We start from the raw sequence: 17678 nt of genomic DNA, 5'->3' as shown, positions 1-17678 counted from the left end.
ATGAGAAAAATATAGATGAGAAAAATATAGATGAGAAAAATATAGATGAGAAAAATATAGATGAGAAAAATATAGATGAGAAAAATATAGATATAACTGGTTTCCATATAGAAATAATTAAATTTAATATCCTACAGAAAAAAGGTGTAGAAAAGTTACATATCAAAAAAAGCCGTATTAAAAAAATTATTTTTTTAAAAGAGAATGATATAGATATGTGCTTTGATGAATGTTCAATTACAGATCCCATTGATGCTAAAGGATTATCATTTAAAAATAGCCTTAGTTTTATAACATGCACTTTTAATCAAAAGGTAGATTTTTCAAATAGTATTTTTAATGCAACATGTATTGAAAAGAATGTAGCATTTGAAAAAAGTACCTTTAAATCCTATGTTTCTTTCAATGAAGTGTGTTTTAAAACTCATGTAGATTTTTCAGAAACTACTTTTGAAAAAGGGGTTGTTTTTAATCGAGCTTCTTTTTTAATCGAAGAAACAGAAACAAATTATATAGAAGTAAATTTTATAGGTACAATATTTAAAGATAAAGCTAGATTTCCAAATATTACATTTGAAGCAATGGTTGATTTTTCATATGCTGTCTTTGAAAATGAGGTATATTTTTGGAATACTACATTTGCCTCAGTAGTGCATTTTTCTAAAGTAAATTTTAAAAATACATGCGACTTTTCAACAGCAAAATTTTTAGTAATCCAAAAAAAAGAAGAACCAGAAAGGATACTGTTTGAAGATATAACATTTGAAGGTGTTGTTAATTTTAATGATGTTGAATTCGAATCATGTATATTTATTCGTAATTCAGTATTTAAAAATAAAGTTGATTTTAATAATGCTAAATTTTCAGCATCGCCATATGCAAATAATTTTTACAATGTTGTTTTTGAAAGCGATATTTGGTTTAGTGATACCATTTTTGAAACTGTAGCGTTGTTTGAAAAATGCAAATACAAGGGGAAAGCTTACATGCAGAATACTATTTCAAAACAAAAAATTACTTTTTGTGAATCTCGATTTTTAGATAATGCATATTTTAACAACTCTACTTTTAAAGATTTTGTAAACTTTTTTCAATGTGAGTTTGAAAAAACTGCATGTTTTTATGGAGTGACATTTGACAAGACTCCAAACTTTTCTCAAGTTATGTTCAAAGGCAATTTAAATATAGTCAATGCAAATTTAAAGTTTGATTTTAATGATTTGAAATCCAAAATTAAACAAGAATATGAAGACTATAATCAAGATAGCGAGAAAAGCCAAAAATCCTTAGATAATTTTGCAAACGACTTTAGAGATTCATTTAGGATTTTTAAAAACGCTTTGATAAAAGACAATAATTTACTAGACGCTTCAGAATTCCATAGATTCGAACTCTATTGCAAAGAACTAGAGCTAGATTCTAAAGAAACCAAAACACTAAGAGATAAAGTAGATAAATTGCAATTATGGTTTTATCGCAACCTTTGTGATCATCACACAGATATTTTAAAAAGCTTTCATTCGCTAATGCTAGTCATAGGGCTTTTTGGCTTAGTGAGTTTGGGAGTGATTGTAGGCTTTGACTATTGCTTGGGATATAAACCGATATTGTCTCATCTCTATATGATAAAAGAGATTTATGACGCACATATACAATCCTTTATAAAGACTCATACTCTATACACATTCGCATTTAATATTTTCATACTAGCTTTTTATTTAGTCATTTTGGTTTGCCTAATAAGTGTAAAATATCTAAGAGAAGTCTTTATAGGCGTATCGTATTTTATCGTTATTAGTATCTTACTCATCTCACCCAAGATTCTTATACCAGCAATGGGAATCTTCACAGACAAAAGAGTGCTTTTAGACCCGCTAAGCACTCTTGGCGGAATCTACACGATAGTATTTGGTTTTGTTTTGTTTTCTTTCATAAAAACGATTAGAAAAAACTCCATAGTGCCAAGCTAACCCTCTCACTATAATCTTTTAGAATCGCACAAAATCAACAAATCCATACAATCATCGGACAAAATGTCCGCTTTTGCCCCCTTGTTTTTCTAGCAAACACACTTCGCTAATCACCATTCTTTTATCAATTGCCTTTACCATATCATAAATCGTCAAGAGTCCTATATTTACCCCCATTAATGCTTCCATTTCCACCCCTGTTTGTCCATTGCTTTTTGCCCTCACCTGCAACACAAAGGCATTTTCATTTTCGATTTCTTGAATCTCACATTTTACAGAACTAAGAAAAATCATATGGCACATTGGAATCAACTCTGAAGTTTTCTTTGCTCCCATAATCGCAGCAGTAATTGCAGTTTGAATCACCGCCCCTTTTTTGCCATTTTCATTGATTACAGCCAAAAATGCCTCCCTAGACATCGTAATTTTACCCATAGCTATTGCTTCTCTATTTGTCATTTCTTTGTTTGAAACATCTACCATAGTAGGATTTTTCTTTTCATCTAAATGTGTAAATTGCATTCTTTTTCCTTTATTGTTTGAGTTTATAAATCGCTATTTTCTCATTTTTTAGCACTTTTTCAAATAAATTTGAATCTAAATTATCCAAAAACATACCCCGAAAATAAAAAGTCTCCAAATATTCTTTATCGCACAAAATATAATCGCCACCACCAAGCATTAATACCACCAAAGAGCTATTTTTATCAAATTCTAAACTCTTGCTAGAATCTTTTAAATCAATCATTTTTGCAATATTCAAAGAAATCTCTTGATTCAAAATCCCAACTTTCCCCTTTTTGATATCCACAAATACATTATCTTGAAATATTATTTTATCTTTGCTTTTTGTTTTAGAAACCATCAATAAACCTTGATTTATTTCGCCTTTTGGCTGGCTAAACTGCATTATCGTAGAAAAGATTCTAACCATTCTTAAAGGCAAAATAATATACAAATCCTCGCTTCTTTTTCCTACACAATCAATGTCCCCTTTTAATGCCTCTAAAGCTTTGCTTTGTGAATACTGATGACTTTTAGCAAAATCTTCAAATTCAATGTGATTAAAAGTGAGCTTTGCCATATTGTAACTTTGCTTTTGGTTTTTAGCACTCAAAACAAAACTAATGGGATAATTTTGTTTCCCACTATGAATCCCACCATCTACAAAAGTATTTAATCGTGCAAAATAACGCACAAAATAGCCATAATCCCACCAAGCAAGCGCGTAATCTCCATATTTTGCAGGAATTTCTTGCAATGCTTTGGCTTCAGAATTTTCTAATATAGGGGGAATTATATAGTTTTTAATATGCCACAAATGCGGGAATACGCTACCACACACAAAAACAACACCAAAAATCACAGCCCATTTTATTTTTCTTTTAAAAATATCTAGCAAAAAGCACAGCAAATACCCTATTCCCAAAGCATAAACCACAACGGCATAAAAAGTAAATCGCAATCCACCAAAATAGCCAAAAAATCCCATTATCAAAAAAGGCAAAAATATCCAAAATTCCCTCTTTTTCAAAAACAAAAGAATAATCCCCACACTTCCCAAAACAAACCACAAAAGATTCCCGCTAATCCGATAAACAAAATTCCAAAAATCTATTTTTGATACTTCAGAAATTGTTCCCATTACAGAAGCATACCCAAATCCCACAATTTCTTTTGAATCTTGTGCCACATAAACACTTGCAAAAATTTCTGGCACTACCCTAAAGGCTAATATCCCACAAAAGATGACTAAAAGCAAACAATAAACAAAATCAAAGATTCTTCTATCAAGCCTTTGAATAAATTTTATCATTACACCACAAAAACATAAAAATAGCCAAAAAACAAAATGGGTAGAAAACAACAAAAATCCCAAAAGCACCGACAATAAACACCCATTAACCATCCTAATATTTCTATCAAAAATGCCAAATATTGTTAAAATCCCAACATACCCAACAAAAATATAACGCATTGAAGGATAATAAACAAGCCCAAACCCACTTAATAAAATCAGCAAAACTAGCCCAAAAAAGCTAATTTTACGCATTAATTCTACAATCACAACCCCCACACCAAAAGCCAAAACAATCACTAGCATATCTGTATCATAATACCCAAACATGGTGCGATTATAATAACTCACACTAATGGCACTTAAAATTCCACACAAAAAACTCGGAATACCTCCAAAATCCCTTGAAACAAAAACGACAAAAAATACAATCAAACTCCCAAAAAATCCGGGCATATAAAAAATAATTTGCTCCAAGCTAAAAGGCAAAATCAAAGCCAAAAAAGCACTTATTTGCGAAAGTATCTCATGCGTTGGAGAATAAAAAGTGGATTTAACCCCCGCTAAAATATCCCTTGCACCCTGCGCATAAAAATATCCATCATTAGTATTTAACAATAAAGCATTATGATAAAAATATTCCTCAAATTCACCCAACACAAAAGGATAATAAAAACGCAACAATATCGCTATTAAATAAACAAATACCGCTATCAACAACCAATTTTTATTTTGCAATCAATGCCCTTATTTTTTATCAAATTGTATCCAAAATCTTCTCTAAGCAAAAAATCCATAGCCATCAATTCACAAAAACTTAACACATTTATGCTACTATTTTGGGAATTATTTTCAAATTTTAAGGTTTGTTATGTATCGATTTCTATGCTTGCTTTTTATGCCTTTATTGGCTTTTTCTCAAAATCCAACTCTTGTTGTCTCACAACCTATCAAAAGTGGAATTTTAAATCAAAATCACACCTATGTTGGCTCACTTTATTTTAGCGAACGCGCTTCGCTTGCCTCTGAAGTTTCTGGAGTGATTGATGAAATTTATGTTTATGAGGGCGATAAAGTCAAGCAAGGGCAAGCTCTTGCCAAACTCAATGATGACTTGCTTACAAAAGAAATCAAAGCCAAAGATTCTCTCCTCAAACAAGCCAAAGCACTTTTGCAAAAAAGCACCAAAGATTTTGAAAGATACAAAAATCTTTATCAAAGCGATTCTATTGCTTACAAAGAATACGAAGATGCACTTTTTGATTTGCAAGCCCAAAAGGGCAATACAGATTCGATTGCAGCAGATTTAGAATACCTCAAAACGCAGCAAAAGAAAAAAACTCTCATTGCACCTTATGATGGCGTAATTTTGCAAAGACTACTCAAACAAGGCGAATGGGTGAGTAGCGGAGCGAGTATTTTTAACATCGCCAAACTTAGCCCCCTTGAAGCCAATATTGAAGTGCCTTTTGAGATTTTGCGTTCTTTGGAAATCGGTGAAGTTGTGCAAGTTGTGATTGCCAATAAAAACTATCCAGCCAAGATTCTAGCACTCATTCCATTAGGTGATGCAAAAGCTAGGACTTTCCCCATTAAACTGTCTATTGAAGACAAAAAGGGAGAATTAATCGAAGGGCTAGAAGTGCGAGCTAATCTCAATATCACTAAATCCAAAGAAAGCCTTTTGGTGCCAAGAGATTCTATTTTGCCTACCCAAAAAGGGGATTGTATTTTTATTATTGAAGATAATAAAGCCAAACAAATCTTCATCAAAGTCAATGGTTATAATGGTTTTGATGCTTCTATCACTCCGCTTAATAGCAAGCTCTCTAGTCAAGATAAAGTTATCACTCAAGGGCATGAACGGCTAAGAGATGGACAGCTTATCACAGAATCCGCAGATTCTACAAACCCCAAAGATTCTAAGGCAAAATAAATGATTGAAAAACTCATTAATCGCCCTGTTGTTATCATTGTGGGTATGATTCTTGTAACTTTGTTTGGAATTTTAAGTCTTTTAAGTATGCCCTATCAACTTACACCAAAAGTTACGCGTCCTGTGATTTCAATCTCAACTACATGGGATGGTGCAACCCCTTATGAAATTGAACGCGAAATTATCGAAAGACAAGAACAAGTCCTAAAAGGCATTGATAATCTCATTTCTTTGGAATCTCGTTCAAGAAACAATCGAGGTAATATTACTTTAGAGTTTAATATCGGCACAAATCTCACTGAAGCCCTCTTAGATGTCAGCAATAAGCTTGATGAAGTCAAAGGCTATCCTGATGATATGGATAGACCTATTATCCGAGCCACTGGAGATGATACTTCCCCTAGTGTGCGAATGGCACTTGTGAGCGATAGCAAAAATGTGCGAGAATATCGGACTTTTTTCAATGAAAAGGTGATTCAATATTTTGAACGAATCGAGGGCGTAGCAGAAGTAAATTTCCCAAGCGGCGATGATAGGCAAATGCACATTATTTTGGATTACCAAAAATTAGCCGCTTATGATTTGAGTATTGATACTATTATTAATGCACTTGAGAGAGAAAATATCAATATTTCTGCTGGAACAATGAATTATGGTAGAAAATCCTATCGTGTCCGCACTACCGCAGAATACAAAACTCCCCAAATGGTAGCAGAAACAATTATTTGGAGCGATGGAGTAAAACGAGTAAAAATCAAAGATATTGCACAAGTTAAGGAAGGATTTGAAAATAAAACCACTGCTTCTACTTATAATGGTCAAGAAGCACTCAATATTTTCATCAAGCCAACTGCTGATGCCAATGTGCTTGAATTAACCGATAAGGTAGAGCTTGTATTCCAAGAATTAAATGAAGGAATCCTCAAAAAAGAGGGTTTAAAATTAGAATGGGTTAATGATCAAAGAGGCTATATTACGCAAGCTATTGATTTGGTCAAAGGCAATATTATTGTTGGTGCATTTTTGGCTTGTGGGATTTTATTTATTTTTTTACGCTCACTGACTTCTACGCTAATTATTGCAGTTTCTATGCCTCTTAGCGTGTTTGGAACTTTCATTATTATGGCAGGACTTGATAGAACGCTAAATGTAGTTTCATTAGCAGGTATTTCCTTTGCAGTGGGTATGCTTGTGGATTCTGCAATTGTCGTTTTAGAAAACATTGACAGACATTTAAAAATGAAAAAATCTCCAATACAAGCTGTAAAAGATGGCACAACAGAAGTCATCGGGGGGCTTATTGCTTCGGTTTTAACCACTGTGGCAATCTTTATCCCTATTATCAATATGCAAGAAGAAGCGGGGCAACTCTTTAGAGATATTGCACTAGCTTCAAGTAGTGCTGTTGGGCTTTCTTTGTTTGTTTCTTTGATTGTTATTCCAACTCTTAGCTACCAAGTCCATAAAATCACTCCAAATCTCAAAATCAAACCCATTCCCATTTTCTCAAAAATTTCACAAAAAATGGTAGATTTAGGGAATCTTTGCGTCCAGTGGATAATGTATTTTGTCCAACTTTCTATGCAAAACACCAAAAACAAGATTCTAACTATTACTAGCCTAACTTGCATATCTATTGCTTTTAGTTATTTTTTATTCCCCAAAATGGAATACCTCCCACAAGGCAATCAAAATTTTGTTTTTAGCTCTCTTAATCCCCCACCGGGGCTTTCTTATAATGAACGCAAAAAAATCGGTGAAGAAATCTTTACTTGTCTTAGCCCATACTTTGCCTCTAATGGCTATAATGGAAGCTCTACTCTACCCCCAATTGACAATATGTTTTATCTAGGAAGTGAAACTGCTATGCAATTTGGTATGCGTTCCACGCAAGACACTCGCGCAAGTGAGTTAATCCCGCTTGCTAAGGAATGTATTTCCAAAATACCCGGAATCACAGGCAACTCTTCCCAACAAGGCATTTTTGAAAGACGCGGAGGGCAAGGAAGAAGCATAGATGTAGATGTTAGCGGGCAGGATTTAGAGAAAATTATCGTTACTGCATTAGAACTCCAACGCATCATCTTTGAAACCTTTGGCAATGGAGTGCAAATCTCCCCTCGCCCAAGCTTAGAAATGCTTTATCCAGAACTCAACTTATACCCCAATGCAGAACGGCTAAAAGCGGTGGGATTAGATGCAAAAAGCTTTGGAATCGCTGTTGATGTGCTAATGGATGGGCGAAAAATCTCCGAATACAAAGAAGAAGGAAGGGAAAAAATTGACTTGATTTTAAAAGCTCAAGAATCTCAAATTACCTCCCCAGAAGAACTTTATTTTGCCTCTATTTATACCCCAGATGGAGGGATTTTGCCTATCTCTTCCCTAGCTATCCAAAAACTCGAATATGGAATCAATGAAATCCGCCATTTAGAAAGAGATAGGACAATCTCTTTGCAAGTCAATCCCCCAAAAGATATTACTATCCAAGAAGCAATGGAAAAAATAGAGGGTGAAATCCTAGAAAAATTAAAAAGCAGTGGAGCTTTGGGAGAAAACAAAATCACATTAAGTGGGACTGCTGACCAGCTTACCAAGATTCGCACTGCCTTGCAAGGCGGATTTATCTTAGCAATTTTTATCACTTATCTTTTAATGGCTGCTTTATATGAGGATTTTATCTACCCTTTAATTATCCTTTTCACCATTCCTTTGGCTGTTGGAGGAGGAGTTTTGGGGCTGTGGCTAGTTGATACCCTTTTGACAGATCAACCCCTTGATGTTCTTACAATGTTGGGATTTATTATTTTAGTAGGAACGGTGGTAAATAATGCTATTTTGATTGTTTATCAATCATTACACAATATTCGTTTGTATAGAATGGATTATCATAATGCTATCATCAATGCCGTAGAAGTAAGAATCCGCCCTATTTATATGAGCACACTCACTTCTCTTTTTGGTATGTTGCCACTTGTCATAGCACCCGGAGCTGGAAGTGAAATTTATCGTGGGCTTGGGGCGGTTATTTTAGGGGGATTAGGATTATCAACTTTTTTAACCATTTTTCTAATCCCTTGTCTCTTATCATTTTTCATCAAAAAAGAGGTAAAAAATGCTGCGTAAATATTTTATTACATTATCATTAACTTTGGGCTTTGGCTATACACTTAGTTTGCAAGAGGCAATCAATCTAACCTTAAATGCAAATCACACCATTAAAGAACAAGAATTTTTACTCCAAGAAAGTCAATACATTCAAAAAACCTACCAAAGCCCATTTTACCCTTCACTTAATGCGGTTTATTCCACAGATAGAACCAATAGAATCTCTTCCCAAAGAAGCAAAAAAACTTCCGGAAACATAGGTGCAAATATACAATACAATCTTTTTAATGGTATGAGCGATTATTTTAATCTTGCTAGTTACAAATCACTCACCAAAGCCCAAGAACATCAATTGCAATCCACCAAAGAAGATATTATTTTGCTTGTAAAAACAGCTTATATTAATATCTTGCGTCAAAAACAAAATGTAATAGTTGCCGAACAATCTAAAGCACTTTTGGAAGAACAAAGAAGAGAGAGTGCAGAATTCTACAAAGTTGGCTTAATACCCAAAAATGACTTGCTAGAGGTTGAAGTTAATCTCAACAATGCTATTCAATCTCTACTTAGTGCCAAAAGCAACCTAGCCTACTACATAAGAAATCTCGAGCGTTACACAAGGACAAAGATTTCGGCTGAAAATCTAATAGAACTTGCCTTGCATAGACCTCTTTTAGAAGAGCAAAAACTCCGAACACTTATGCACCAAAAACGCTCTGAATTGCTTTATTTGGATTCTATTATCAAAAGCAAAGAATATCTCATACAAAGTGCCAAAGGAAATTTTTTGCCCAATGTCGATATTATAGGCGATTATACTTATTATGGAGAAGACTATAAACTCTCCAAAAGGGCAAATTCTTATTCTGATGAAACAACTTTGACCCTACAAGTCAATCTCAATTTATTCAATGGTTTTAGCGATAAATACACCTTAGAATCCACAAAGGTTAATAAGCTATCCTTTGAAAGTCAAAGAATAGATTTGATTGAAGAGCTTGATTTGCAACTTTTTGAAGCATTAGAAACTTATAATCTCTCGCTAAATGCCTACAAAGTCGCTCTTACCGCACTTAATCAAGCAGAAGAGAACTATCGTATCTCACAAAATAGATACAAAGAAAGGATTCAAAGCACCAGTGATTTTTTAGACGCAGAATATCTCTTAACCCAAGCAAGAAGCAATGTTGTCCTAAACCGCTATGCAATCTTACAAGCATTAGCAGAAATTGAAAGAATCACGCAAACACAGCAGGTTAATTATTAGCTTAAAGAAGTTTTGTATTCATAAACCTTATGATTGCCTTCTTATCAGCATTTGGTTCTTCCAGCCCCATATTTACTTTCCATTGCCTCTTTGAAAAATTCTTTTTGGCTTTTGGGAATTTTATCGGGGTGATTTTTGTGCATATGCTCCAAATACTTATCATAGCTTGGCATACCTACAAGCAAGTGCAAGAATCTATCAGAGCGTTGATAGATTCTCCGCACCTCTCTCCAAAATTTAGAAAATATCATTGATGCGTAGCGACTTTGTTATCAAAATCACTTGCTTTTACATAAGGAGTTTCGGCAAGTGGTATAGTTGGTTCTCCATTCACGCATTTTAAACATATTCTTACACATTGCACAAGGATTAAGAATGTAACAAACATAAAAAATCCACACAAGATAGCATTCAATAAGTTATTGCTTGCAATTAAGCTTAATTTTTCTGCTTGTGCTGTGAGATTTGCAATAATTTGAGGATCTGTTTGTGCTGCTGCCTCGGCAAGTTTAGAAGCGGCGGCTGCTTTGTTATTTTGCCATGTAGCAATATGGCTTACAGAATCATGAAGTTTATCGCCATTGGCAGGAAGTAGTTTTAAAATCCCCGCATACAATGTGCTTACAAGTACCCAAACAGCAGGCAAAATTGCGATCCACGCTTGTTTGCCTTTGCCCATTTTGAAAAGCACCACAATCACAGTGAGCAGAGCCATACCCGCTAGCATTTGGTTAGATACCCCAAAGAGTGTCCAAAGTGATTTTACCCCACCTTGTGGATCGGTAACACCTTGATAAAGGATATAGCCCCAGCCAATCACACATAGCAAAGTCGCCAAGATTCCATAAAAAATCGAGTGGATATTGCCAAATGGTTTATACACATTACCTAGCACATCTTGCACCATAAATCGCCCCGCTCTAGTCCCCGCATCGACAGCTGTAAGTATGAATAATGCTTCAAACAAAATCGCAAAATGATACCAAAATGCGATCGAGCCTTGTGAGAATAGCGGCACCTGTGAAATGATAGTCGCTAACCCAATAGCAAAGGTAGGCGCACCACCGGTTTTACTCAAAATACTATTTTCGCCAATCTCATTAGCTGTGTTTAGAATCTGCTCAGGTGTGATGACAAATCCCCAAGAGCTAATCGTCTGTGCCGCTGCTTGTGCTGCACCAATTGCATCTTTTAGCACACCACCTTCATAAAATGCCGCTGTTCCTAGTGCAGCAGGTGCGACATTGACAGAAAAATACAAGCCCGGCGTGAGGATCACTGCTGCGATAAGTGCCATAATCGCCACTGCAGATTCCATAAGCATCGAGCCATAACCTACCATTTGAGCATGAGATTCACGCTCCAGCATTTTGGGTGTCGTGCCACTTGAGATAAGCGCATGGAATCCGCTTATCGCACCACAAGCGATGGTTATAAACAAAAATGGAAAGAGCTTACCGCTAAATACAGGTCCGCTACCATCGATAAATTTCGTTACACTCTCAAACTGCACATCAGGTGCGACGATGAGGATTCCAGCTGCCATAAGCACAATCACACCGATTTTTAAGAATGTACTCAAATAATCCCTAGGTGCGAGCAAAAACCACACTGGCAAAATCGCTGCCACAAAGCCATAGCCAATCATCACATAAGTAAGCGTAACAGGGCTTAGCGTAAAAAGTGGTGCGAGTGTCTCACTCTCTGCCACAGCACGCCCATAATACAACGCCAAAATCAAAAGCACAAAGCCAATGATACTCGCCTCCCCGATCTTACCCGGACGCAAAAACCGCATATGAATCCCCATATAAATCGCAATAGGAATAGTCATCGCAATCGTGAAAAGCCCCCAAGGAGATTCTGCAAGGGCATTGACCACCACAAGTGCCAAAATAGCGATGATAAGCATCATAATGCCTAGTATCCCAAGCATTGCGATACTTCCCACGCCTTTGCCAAGCTCAAGTTTGATAATCTCTCCTAGACTTTTACCATCTCTACGCATAGAGATAAAAAGCACGGTAAAATCATGCACTGCACCCGCGAGCACCACGCCCACGACAATCCAAATCATACTGGGCAGATATCCCATTTGTGCTGCAAGGATAGGACCTACAAGAGGACCAGCTCCAGCGATAGCAGCGAAGTGATGCCCAAAAAGCACGATTTTGTTGGTAGGCACGAAATCATGCCCGTCATTATTAGCCACTGCTGGAGTGGCGCGATTGTCATCAAGTCCTAAGACCTTGTATGCGATGTATTTGGAATAATAGCGATAGGCAATAGCATAGATACACACTGCCGCTACGACGATCCAAATCGCACTAATACTCTCTCCTGTATGAAGCGCAAGCACTCCAAAACAATATGCACCTATAAAGGCCACCACTATCCACAACAAATGAATAAGCCACTTATTCAAAATAACCTCCTTCTCTTTAAGCATTACCAAATGGATTACTTCACATTATAAATCATTTATCCAAGAAATTAACTTTTCTACTTTATTTTATAAGGATATTTTATAATTTTGAGTTACTTTTTGAAATATTTTAGATGAATATTGCACATTATCCATACTCCACAAGCCCTTCCCCCTAATTATATCTCTAAGGCTTGTTAGTTGTGGTTGGTGTATTCTATAAAGAAAATATTTACTTATTTGCTACTATAATCATGGATGAATTTTACAAGCTTGATAGCATTTTCACGCGGTAAATCTGGAAGCATTCCATGCCCTAAATTAAAAATATGTCTCTCTCCTTGCATTAAATCCAAAATCTCTTTAGCCCCTTTAATCATTGAATCTTCATCATAGATTCTACAAGGCTCCAAATTCCCTTGTAACACATATTTTTTGCCTAATTTCTCTTTAGCAATTCTCAATGGAGTGCTCCAATCTACCCCAAAAACATCAAATTCCCCATCAATCCTATCTAAATAACCCGAAATTCCTTTGGGAAACAATATTACTGGAATGTGTGGATATTTTGCCTTAATCTTTGAAGCAATCTTTTTGCAATAGGCAAATCCAAATTCCAAATACGCCTCTTCTTCCAAAGCAGTAGCCCAAGAATCAAAAATCATCACTGCATTTACCCCTGCTTTGATTTGCTCTTCTAAATAATTCTCCAAATTATGTGCAATCAGTTCTAACAATGAATGCAAAAAAGCTGGATTGCTATAAAGAATTTTCTTAGTTTGTTGATAAGTTTTACTCCCTTCACCCTCCACCATATAAGTTGCCAAAGTCCAAGGTGCTCCACAAAAACCAATCAATGCTTTATCTTTGTGTAATTTTTCCCTTGTCAGAGAGATTGTATCATAGACATATTGAAGGGATTTATGCGAATCTTCCCTTAAGCCTTTTAAATCATTTTGTGTTTCTATCCTCTTTGCAAATTTAGGTCCTTCTCCTGCAAAAAATCCAAGCTCCATTCCCATTTCCATAGGAACTACCAAAATATCGCTAAAAAGTATCGCTGCATCAACATCCAAAATATCAACTGGTTGCAAAGTAACTTCTGAAGCCAACTTAGGATTCTTACAAAGGGACAAAAAATCCCCTGCTTGCGCCCTAACTTCCCTATATTCTTGCAAATATCTCCCTGCTTGCCTCATAAACCATACTGGCGTATAGGGGGTTTTTTTACCAAAACATGCATCCACAAAAAGCATTCTCTTTCCTTGTAATTTTCTATTTTTTAAAATATTTGCGACATTTTATCTAAGTAAAATAGCATTTATGCTAAAATTCGCTAATCTTTTTTAAAACTTTATATTTTAAGGCTTAAAGAATGCTAGTAAATTTTGTCAAAAAAATCTTTAGAAATAAAAATGATCGCCTAATTGGTCACTACAAAAAAGAAATTAAAAAAATTAACGCTCTTGAAGCCAAATATCAAGCCTTAAGCGATGAGAATCTTCAAAAAGTCTTTAATTCTATTAAGCAACAAGTTCAAGAAGCTAAGAATCCAGAAAGCGCTCTAATAAAAGCTCTTCCACATTCTTTTGCCATCACACGAGAAGCAAGCAAAAGAGTGCTTGGAATGCGTCATTTTGATGTGCAACTCATTGGTGGAATTGCCCTACATGAGGGGAAAATTGCCGAAATGAAAACCGGTGAAGGAAAAACTCTTGTCGCAACTCTACCTGTTTGCCTCAATGCAATGCTAGGAAAGGGAGTGCATATCGTTACAGTCAATGATTATCTTGCCCAAAGAGATGCTGAAACTATGCGTCCTTTGTATGAATTTTTGGGTTATAGTGTAGGAATTATTATTGGCGGAAATTATGATGATTCCAATAGATTAGCTCAATATTCTTGTGATATTGTGTATGGGACAAATAACGAATTTGGTTTTGATTATTTGCGTGACAATATGAAATACGATTACAATCAAAAAGTGCAAAAAAATCATCATTTTGCAATCGTTGATGAAGTGGATTCTATTTTGATTGATGAAGCAAGAACTCCGCTTATTATTTCAGGTCCTGCAAATAAAGTATTAGAAAACTACAAAATTGCTAATGAAGTAGCCCTCAAACTCAAAGAAGAAAAAGATTATACTATTGATGAAAAGAATCGTGTTATTTTGCTAACCGAAGAAGGTATCAGCCATGCCGAAAAGCTTTTTAACATTGACAATTTATATAGCATTGAAAATGCAATTTTAGCCCACCATTTAGATCAAGCCCTAAAGGCAAATAATCTCTTCAAAAAAGATAAAGATTATGTTTTGCGTGATGGAGAAGTGGTTATTGTTGATGAATTTACAGGGAGATTAAGCGAAGGAAGGCGATTTAGTGAAGGATTGCACCAAGCCTTAGAAGCCAAAGAGGGTGTCAAAATCAAAGAAGAATCCCAAACGCTAGCAGATATTACTTATCAAAACTATTTTAGACTTTATGATAAACTCGCAGGAATGACGGGAACAGCCCAAACAGAAGCAAGCGAATTCTTACAAATTTACAATTTGGAAGTTGTATCAATCCCGACTAATCTTCCCATTCAAAGAAAAGACTTAAACGACTTAATCTATAAAACCGAAAAAGAAAAATTTAAAGCCTTAGTAGAAAAAATCGTAGAACTCCACAAAAAAGGACAGCCTATTCTTGTAGGAACTGCCTCTATTGAAAAAAGTGAAAAAATCCACGAACTATTAAAATCACAAAGGATTCCGCATTCTGTTCTTAATGCCAAACATCACGCACAAGAAGCAGAAATCATCAAAGATGCAGGCAATAAAGGTGCTGTAACCATTGCTACAAATATGGCTGGACGCGGAGTGGATATTAAAATCAATGATGAAGTAAGGCAATTAGGCGGATTATATATCATTGGTACTGAAAGACACGAATCTCGCAGAATCGATAATCAATTAAGAGGAAGAAGTGGAAGACAAGGTGATCCCGGAACTAGTCAATTTTATTTAAGCTTAGAAGATCCTTTATTAAGAATCTTTGGAAGCGACAAAATCAAAAACATCATGGATAAACTGGGACTTGATGAGGGAGAACATATAGAATCCAAGCTTGTAACCCGCTCTGTAGAAAATGCCCAAAAGAAAGTCGAAAATATGCACTTTGAAGCAAGAAAGCATCTATTAGAATATGATGATGTTGCCAACGAACAAAGGAAGGCTATTTATCGCTTAAGAGATGAATTATTAAACCCTAATCAAGATATTTCTCATCGCATCATTGAAAATCGCCACGATTGCATTACTATGCTCTTGCAAAAGGCTGAAGTATTTAATGATGGAGATGACTTAGAATCTCTATGTGCTATGGCTGCAGAAGATTTCAATATAAGTTTAGACAAACAAGCTCTCAAAGATTCCTATAAAGAAAAAAATGAATTTGAAAGCTATATTGATGAAATTCTCACAAAAAGTTATGAAGAAAAAATGTCCATACTTGATAAACCCACTCGCATTGAGATAGAAAAGCTCGTTTATTTACAAACACTAGATAATCTTTGGAGAGATCATCTTTATATAATGGATAATCTAAAAACCGGGATTGGTCTTAGAGGATACAATCAAAAAGATCCTCTTGTGGAATACAAAAAAGAAAGTTACAATCTTTTCTTAGAGCTTGTAGAGCAAATCAAATACACCGCCATTAAAATGCTACACAAGGTGCAACTAAAAAATGCTACACAAGAAAATGAAGAGGAAGCTAGATTAACCCGCTTAAGACTCAATGAAGTAAATAAAAATGCACATACTAATCATCAAAACACTTCCCTTATCAAAAAAAAGCCCGTTAGAAATGAACCCTGCCCTTGTGGAAGTGGAAAAAAATATAAAAATTGTTGTGGTATGAGCGGTCCCAAAAAAGGTATCTTTGCAAAATGACACACAAAGGAATCATTCCTTTTTTAATCCGCCGCTATCTGCGTTTTAATAAGCACCAACCCTTCATTTCTATTACTGCTATTTTGGCTTTTTTGGGGGTTTGCATTGGTGTTATGGTTTTAATCGTTGCTATGGCACTAATGAATGGATTTGACAAAGAATTTGAACGCAAACTTTTTATTATGAACTATCCTCTCACAATGATTTCAGAAACTTTTGAAAAATTAGATAAAACAATTTTAGAAGATTTGCAAAAAAACTTCCCACACCTCAAATTTAGCCCTTTTATCCAAACTCAAGCCATTTCTAAAATGGGAAATCGCATGGAAGGCGCAATGGTTTTTGGAGTAGATTTTACACTTGAATCACAGATTAATCCTGTTTTTCATCAAGCTTACCAACAAATGCAAAATTTCTATATCCAAAACAATCAAACTTATACGCCAAACACCTTTGATATAATCATCGGAGAAAGTCTGCAAAATCTCTATGGATTAAAATACAATTCTAATTTGCTTCTCATTTTCACCCACATTACTCCAAATGCTACTAATTTAAGTCCAACCATTAAACGCTTTAATGTCAATGGCTTTTTTCATTCAGGATTAATTGCTTATGACAAAGGCTATATCTACACCTCTCTTGAAGCAATGCAAATCATCAAAAATATGCCAAAAAACACCTATGATGGAATCCACATCTACTCTAGCAATCCTCAAAAAGATATTCTTGCACTTCAAGAATCTTATCCCCAAATGCGAATAATTGGCTGGTGGGAGCAAAATGGTAATTTCTTTGCCGCACTTGCATTAGAAAAACGCGCGCTTTTTATTGTTTTAATGCTCATTATTTTAGTCGCTTCTTTGAATATTATTAGCTCTCTTTTGATGACTGTGATGAATAGACGCCGAGAAATTGCACTTTTATTGACTATGGGGGCTAGTCCAAAAGAAATCAAAAAAACCTTCCTCTATTTAGGAAACTTTATCGGCATTAGTGGAATTATCTGTGGAAGTGTTTTAGCGGCTATCATTCTTTTTGTGCTTGCTAACTTCCCTATTATTTCATTGCCTGCTGATGTGTATGGTAGCTCTAAACTTCCTTTAGAATTATCACTCAATGATTTGCTTGCCATTTTGATTGGTTCTTTTATGATTGTTTTTTTATCCTCATACTATCCCGCCAAAAAAGCCACACAAATTAACCCATTGGAAGTTTTGCGAAATGAATAATA

General features: G+C 35.3%; 11 protein-coding genes. 6 read left to right on the top strand and 5 right to left on the bottom strand.

Annotation, left to right across the window (positions count from 1 at the left end; genetic code table 11):
- The first annotated feature begins 581 nt into the window (after positions 1-581).
- Complete coding sequence (locus JJQ98_RS04650) at positions 582-1970, top strand: pentapeptide repeat-containing protein (RefSeq protein WP_210670783.1); 1389 nt, start codon at positions 582-584, stop codon at positions 1968-1970.
- 51 nt (positions 1971-2021) lie between these two features.
- Here the strand turns inward: JJQ98_RS04650 and moaC are convergent, their stop codons facing one another.
- Both moaC and JJQ98_RS04640 read right to left on the bottom strand, forming a co-directional pair.
- On the bottom strand, positions 2022-2492 hold the full coding sequence (moaC, locus tag JJQ98_RS04645) for a cyclic pyranopterin monophosphate synthase MoaC (RefSeq protein ID WP_151104764.1): 471 nt from the start codon (positions 2490-2492) through the stop codon (positions 2022-2024).
- Between the two features lie 10 nt (positions 2493-2502).
- Positions 2503-4506, bottom strand: coding sequence for an STT3 domain-containing protein (locus JJQ98_RS04640; RefSeq protein ID WP_151104765.1), 2004 nt, complete (start codon positions 4504-4506; stop codon positions 2503-2505).
- Between the two features lie 133 nt (positions 4507-4639).
- On the opposite strand from JJQ98_RS04640, the gene JJQ98_RS04635 reads away from it, so the two are divergent.
- From JJQ98_RS04635 to JJQ98_RS04625, 3 genes are read left to right on the top strand one after another with little or no spacing between them, the layout of a single operon-like run.
- Positions 4640-5704 carry an efflux RND transporter periplasmic adaptor subunit gene (locus tag JJQ98_RS04635; protein ID WP_151104766.1) on the top strand — a complete coding sequence of 355 codons (1065 nt, stop codon included), beginning with the start codon at positions 4640-4642 and terminating at the stop codon, positions 5702-5704.
- Positions 5705-8830: an efflux RND transporter permease subunit gene (locus JJQ98_RS04630; protein WP_151104767.1), complete on the top strand. Its 3126-nt coding sequence runs from the start codon at positions 5705-5707 to the stop codon at positions 8828-8830.
- A complete protein-coding gene (locus JJQ98_RS04625; RefSeq protein WP_005022901.1) occupies positions 8820-10079 on the top strand; it encodes a TolC family protein in 1260 nt (419 codons plus the stop codon). The genes JJQ98_RS04630 and JJQ98_RS04625 overlap by 11 nt, the downstream gene beginning before the upstream one ends.
- A 44-nt stretch (positions 10080-10123) precedes the next feature.
- Here the strand turns inward: JJQ98_RS04625 and kcuS are convergent, their stop codons facing one another.
- The 3 genes from kcuS to hemE form a co-directional block, all read right to left on the bottom strand.
- Positions 10124-10330, bottom strand: a complete 207-nt coding sequence (gene kcuS / locus JJQ98_RS04620; protein ID WP_005022896.1) for a KCU-star family selenoprotein — start codon at positions 10328-10330, stop codon at positions 10124-10126.
- A complete protein-coding gene (locus JJQ98_RS04615) occupies positions 10327-12504 on the bottom strand; it encodes a carbon starvation CstA family protein (protein ID WP_151104768.1) in 2178 nt (725 codons plus the stop codon). The genes kcuS and JJQ98_RS04615 overlap by 4 nt, the downstream gene beginning before the upstream one ends.
- 236 nt (positions 12505-12740) lie before the next feature.
- Entirely contained in the window at positions 12741-13760 is a 1020-nt protein-coding gene (gene hemE / locus JJQ98_RS04610) for a uroporphyrinogen decarboxylase (protein ID WP_151104769.1), read from the bottom strand.
- Positions 13761-13879: 119 nt separating this feature from the next.
- On the opposite strand from hemE, the gene secA reads away from it, so the two are divergent.
- Together secA and JJQ98_RS04600 are read left to right on the top strand one after the other, a co-directional pair.
- Positions 13880-16444 (top strand): preprotein translocase subunit SecA, encoded by a 2565-nt coding sequence (gene secA / locus JJQ98_RS04605; RefSeq protein WP_104719378.1) that lies wholly within the window; start codon positions 13880-13882, stop codon positions 16442-16444.
- Positions 16441-17676: an ABC transporter permease gene (locus tag JJQ98_RS04600; RefSeq protein ID WP_151104770.1), complete on the top strand. Its 1236-nt coding sequence runs from the start codon at positions 16441-16443 to the stop codon at positions 17674-17676. The genes secA and JJQ98_RS04600 overlap by 4 nt, the downstream gene beginning before the upstream one ends.
- The last annotated feature ends 2 nt before the right edge of the window (positions 17677-17678 follow it).

This window comes from Helicobacter pullorum NCTC 12824 (genome assembly GCF_017979475.1).
Taxonomy (GTDB): domain Bacteria; phylum Campylobacterota; class Campylobacteria; order Campylobacterales; family Helicobacteraceae; genus Helicobacter_D; species Helicobacter_D pullorum.
The sequence above is the reverse complement of the archived record's forward strand: the minus strand, read 5'-3'. Positions and strand labels throughout refer to the sequence as shown.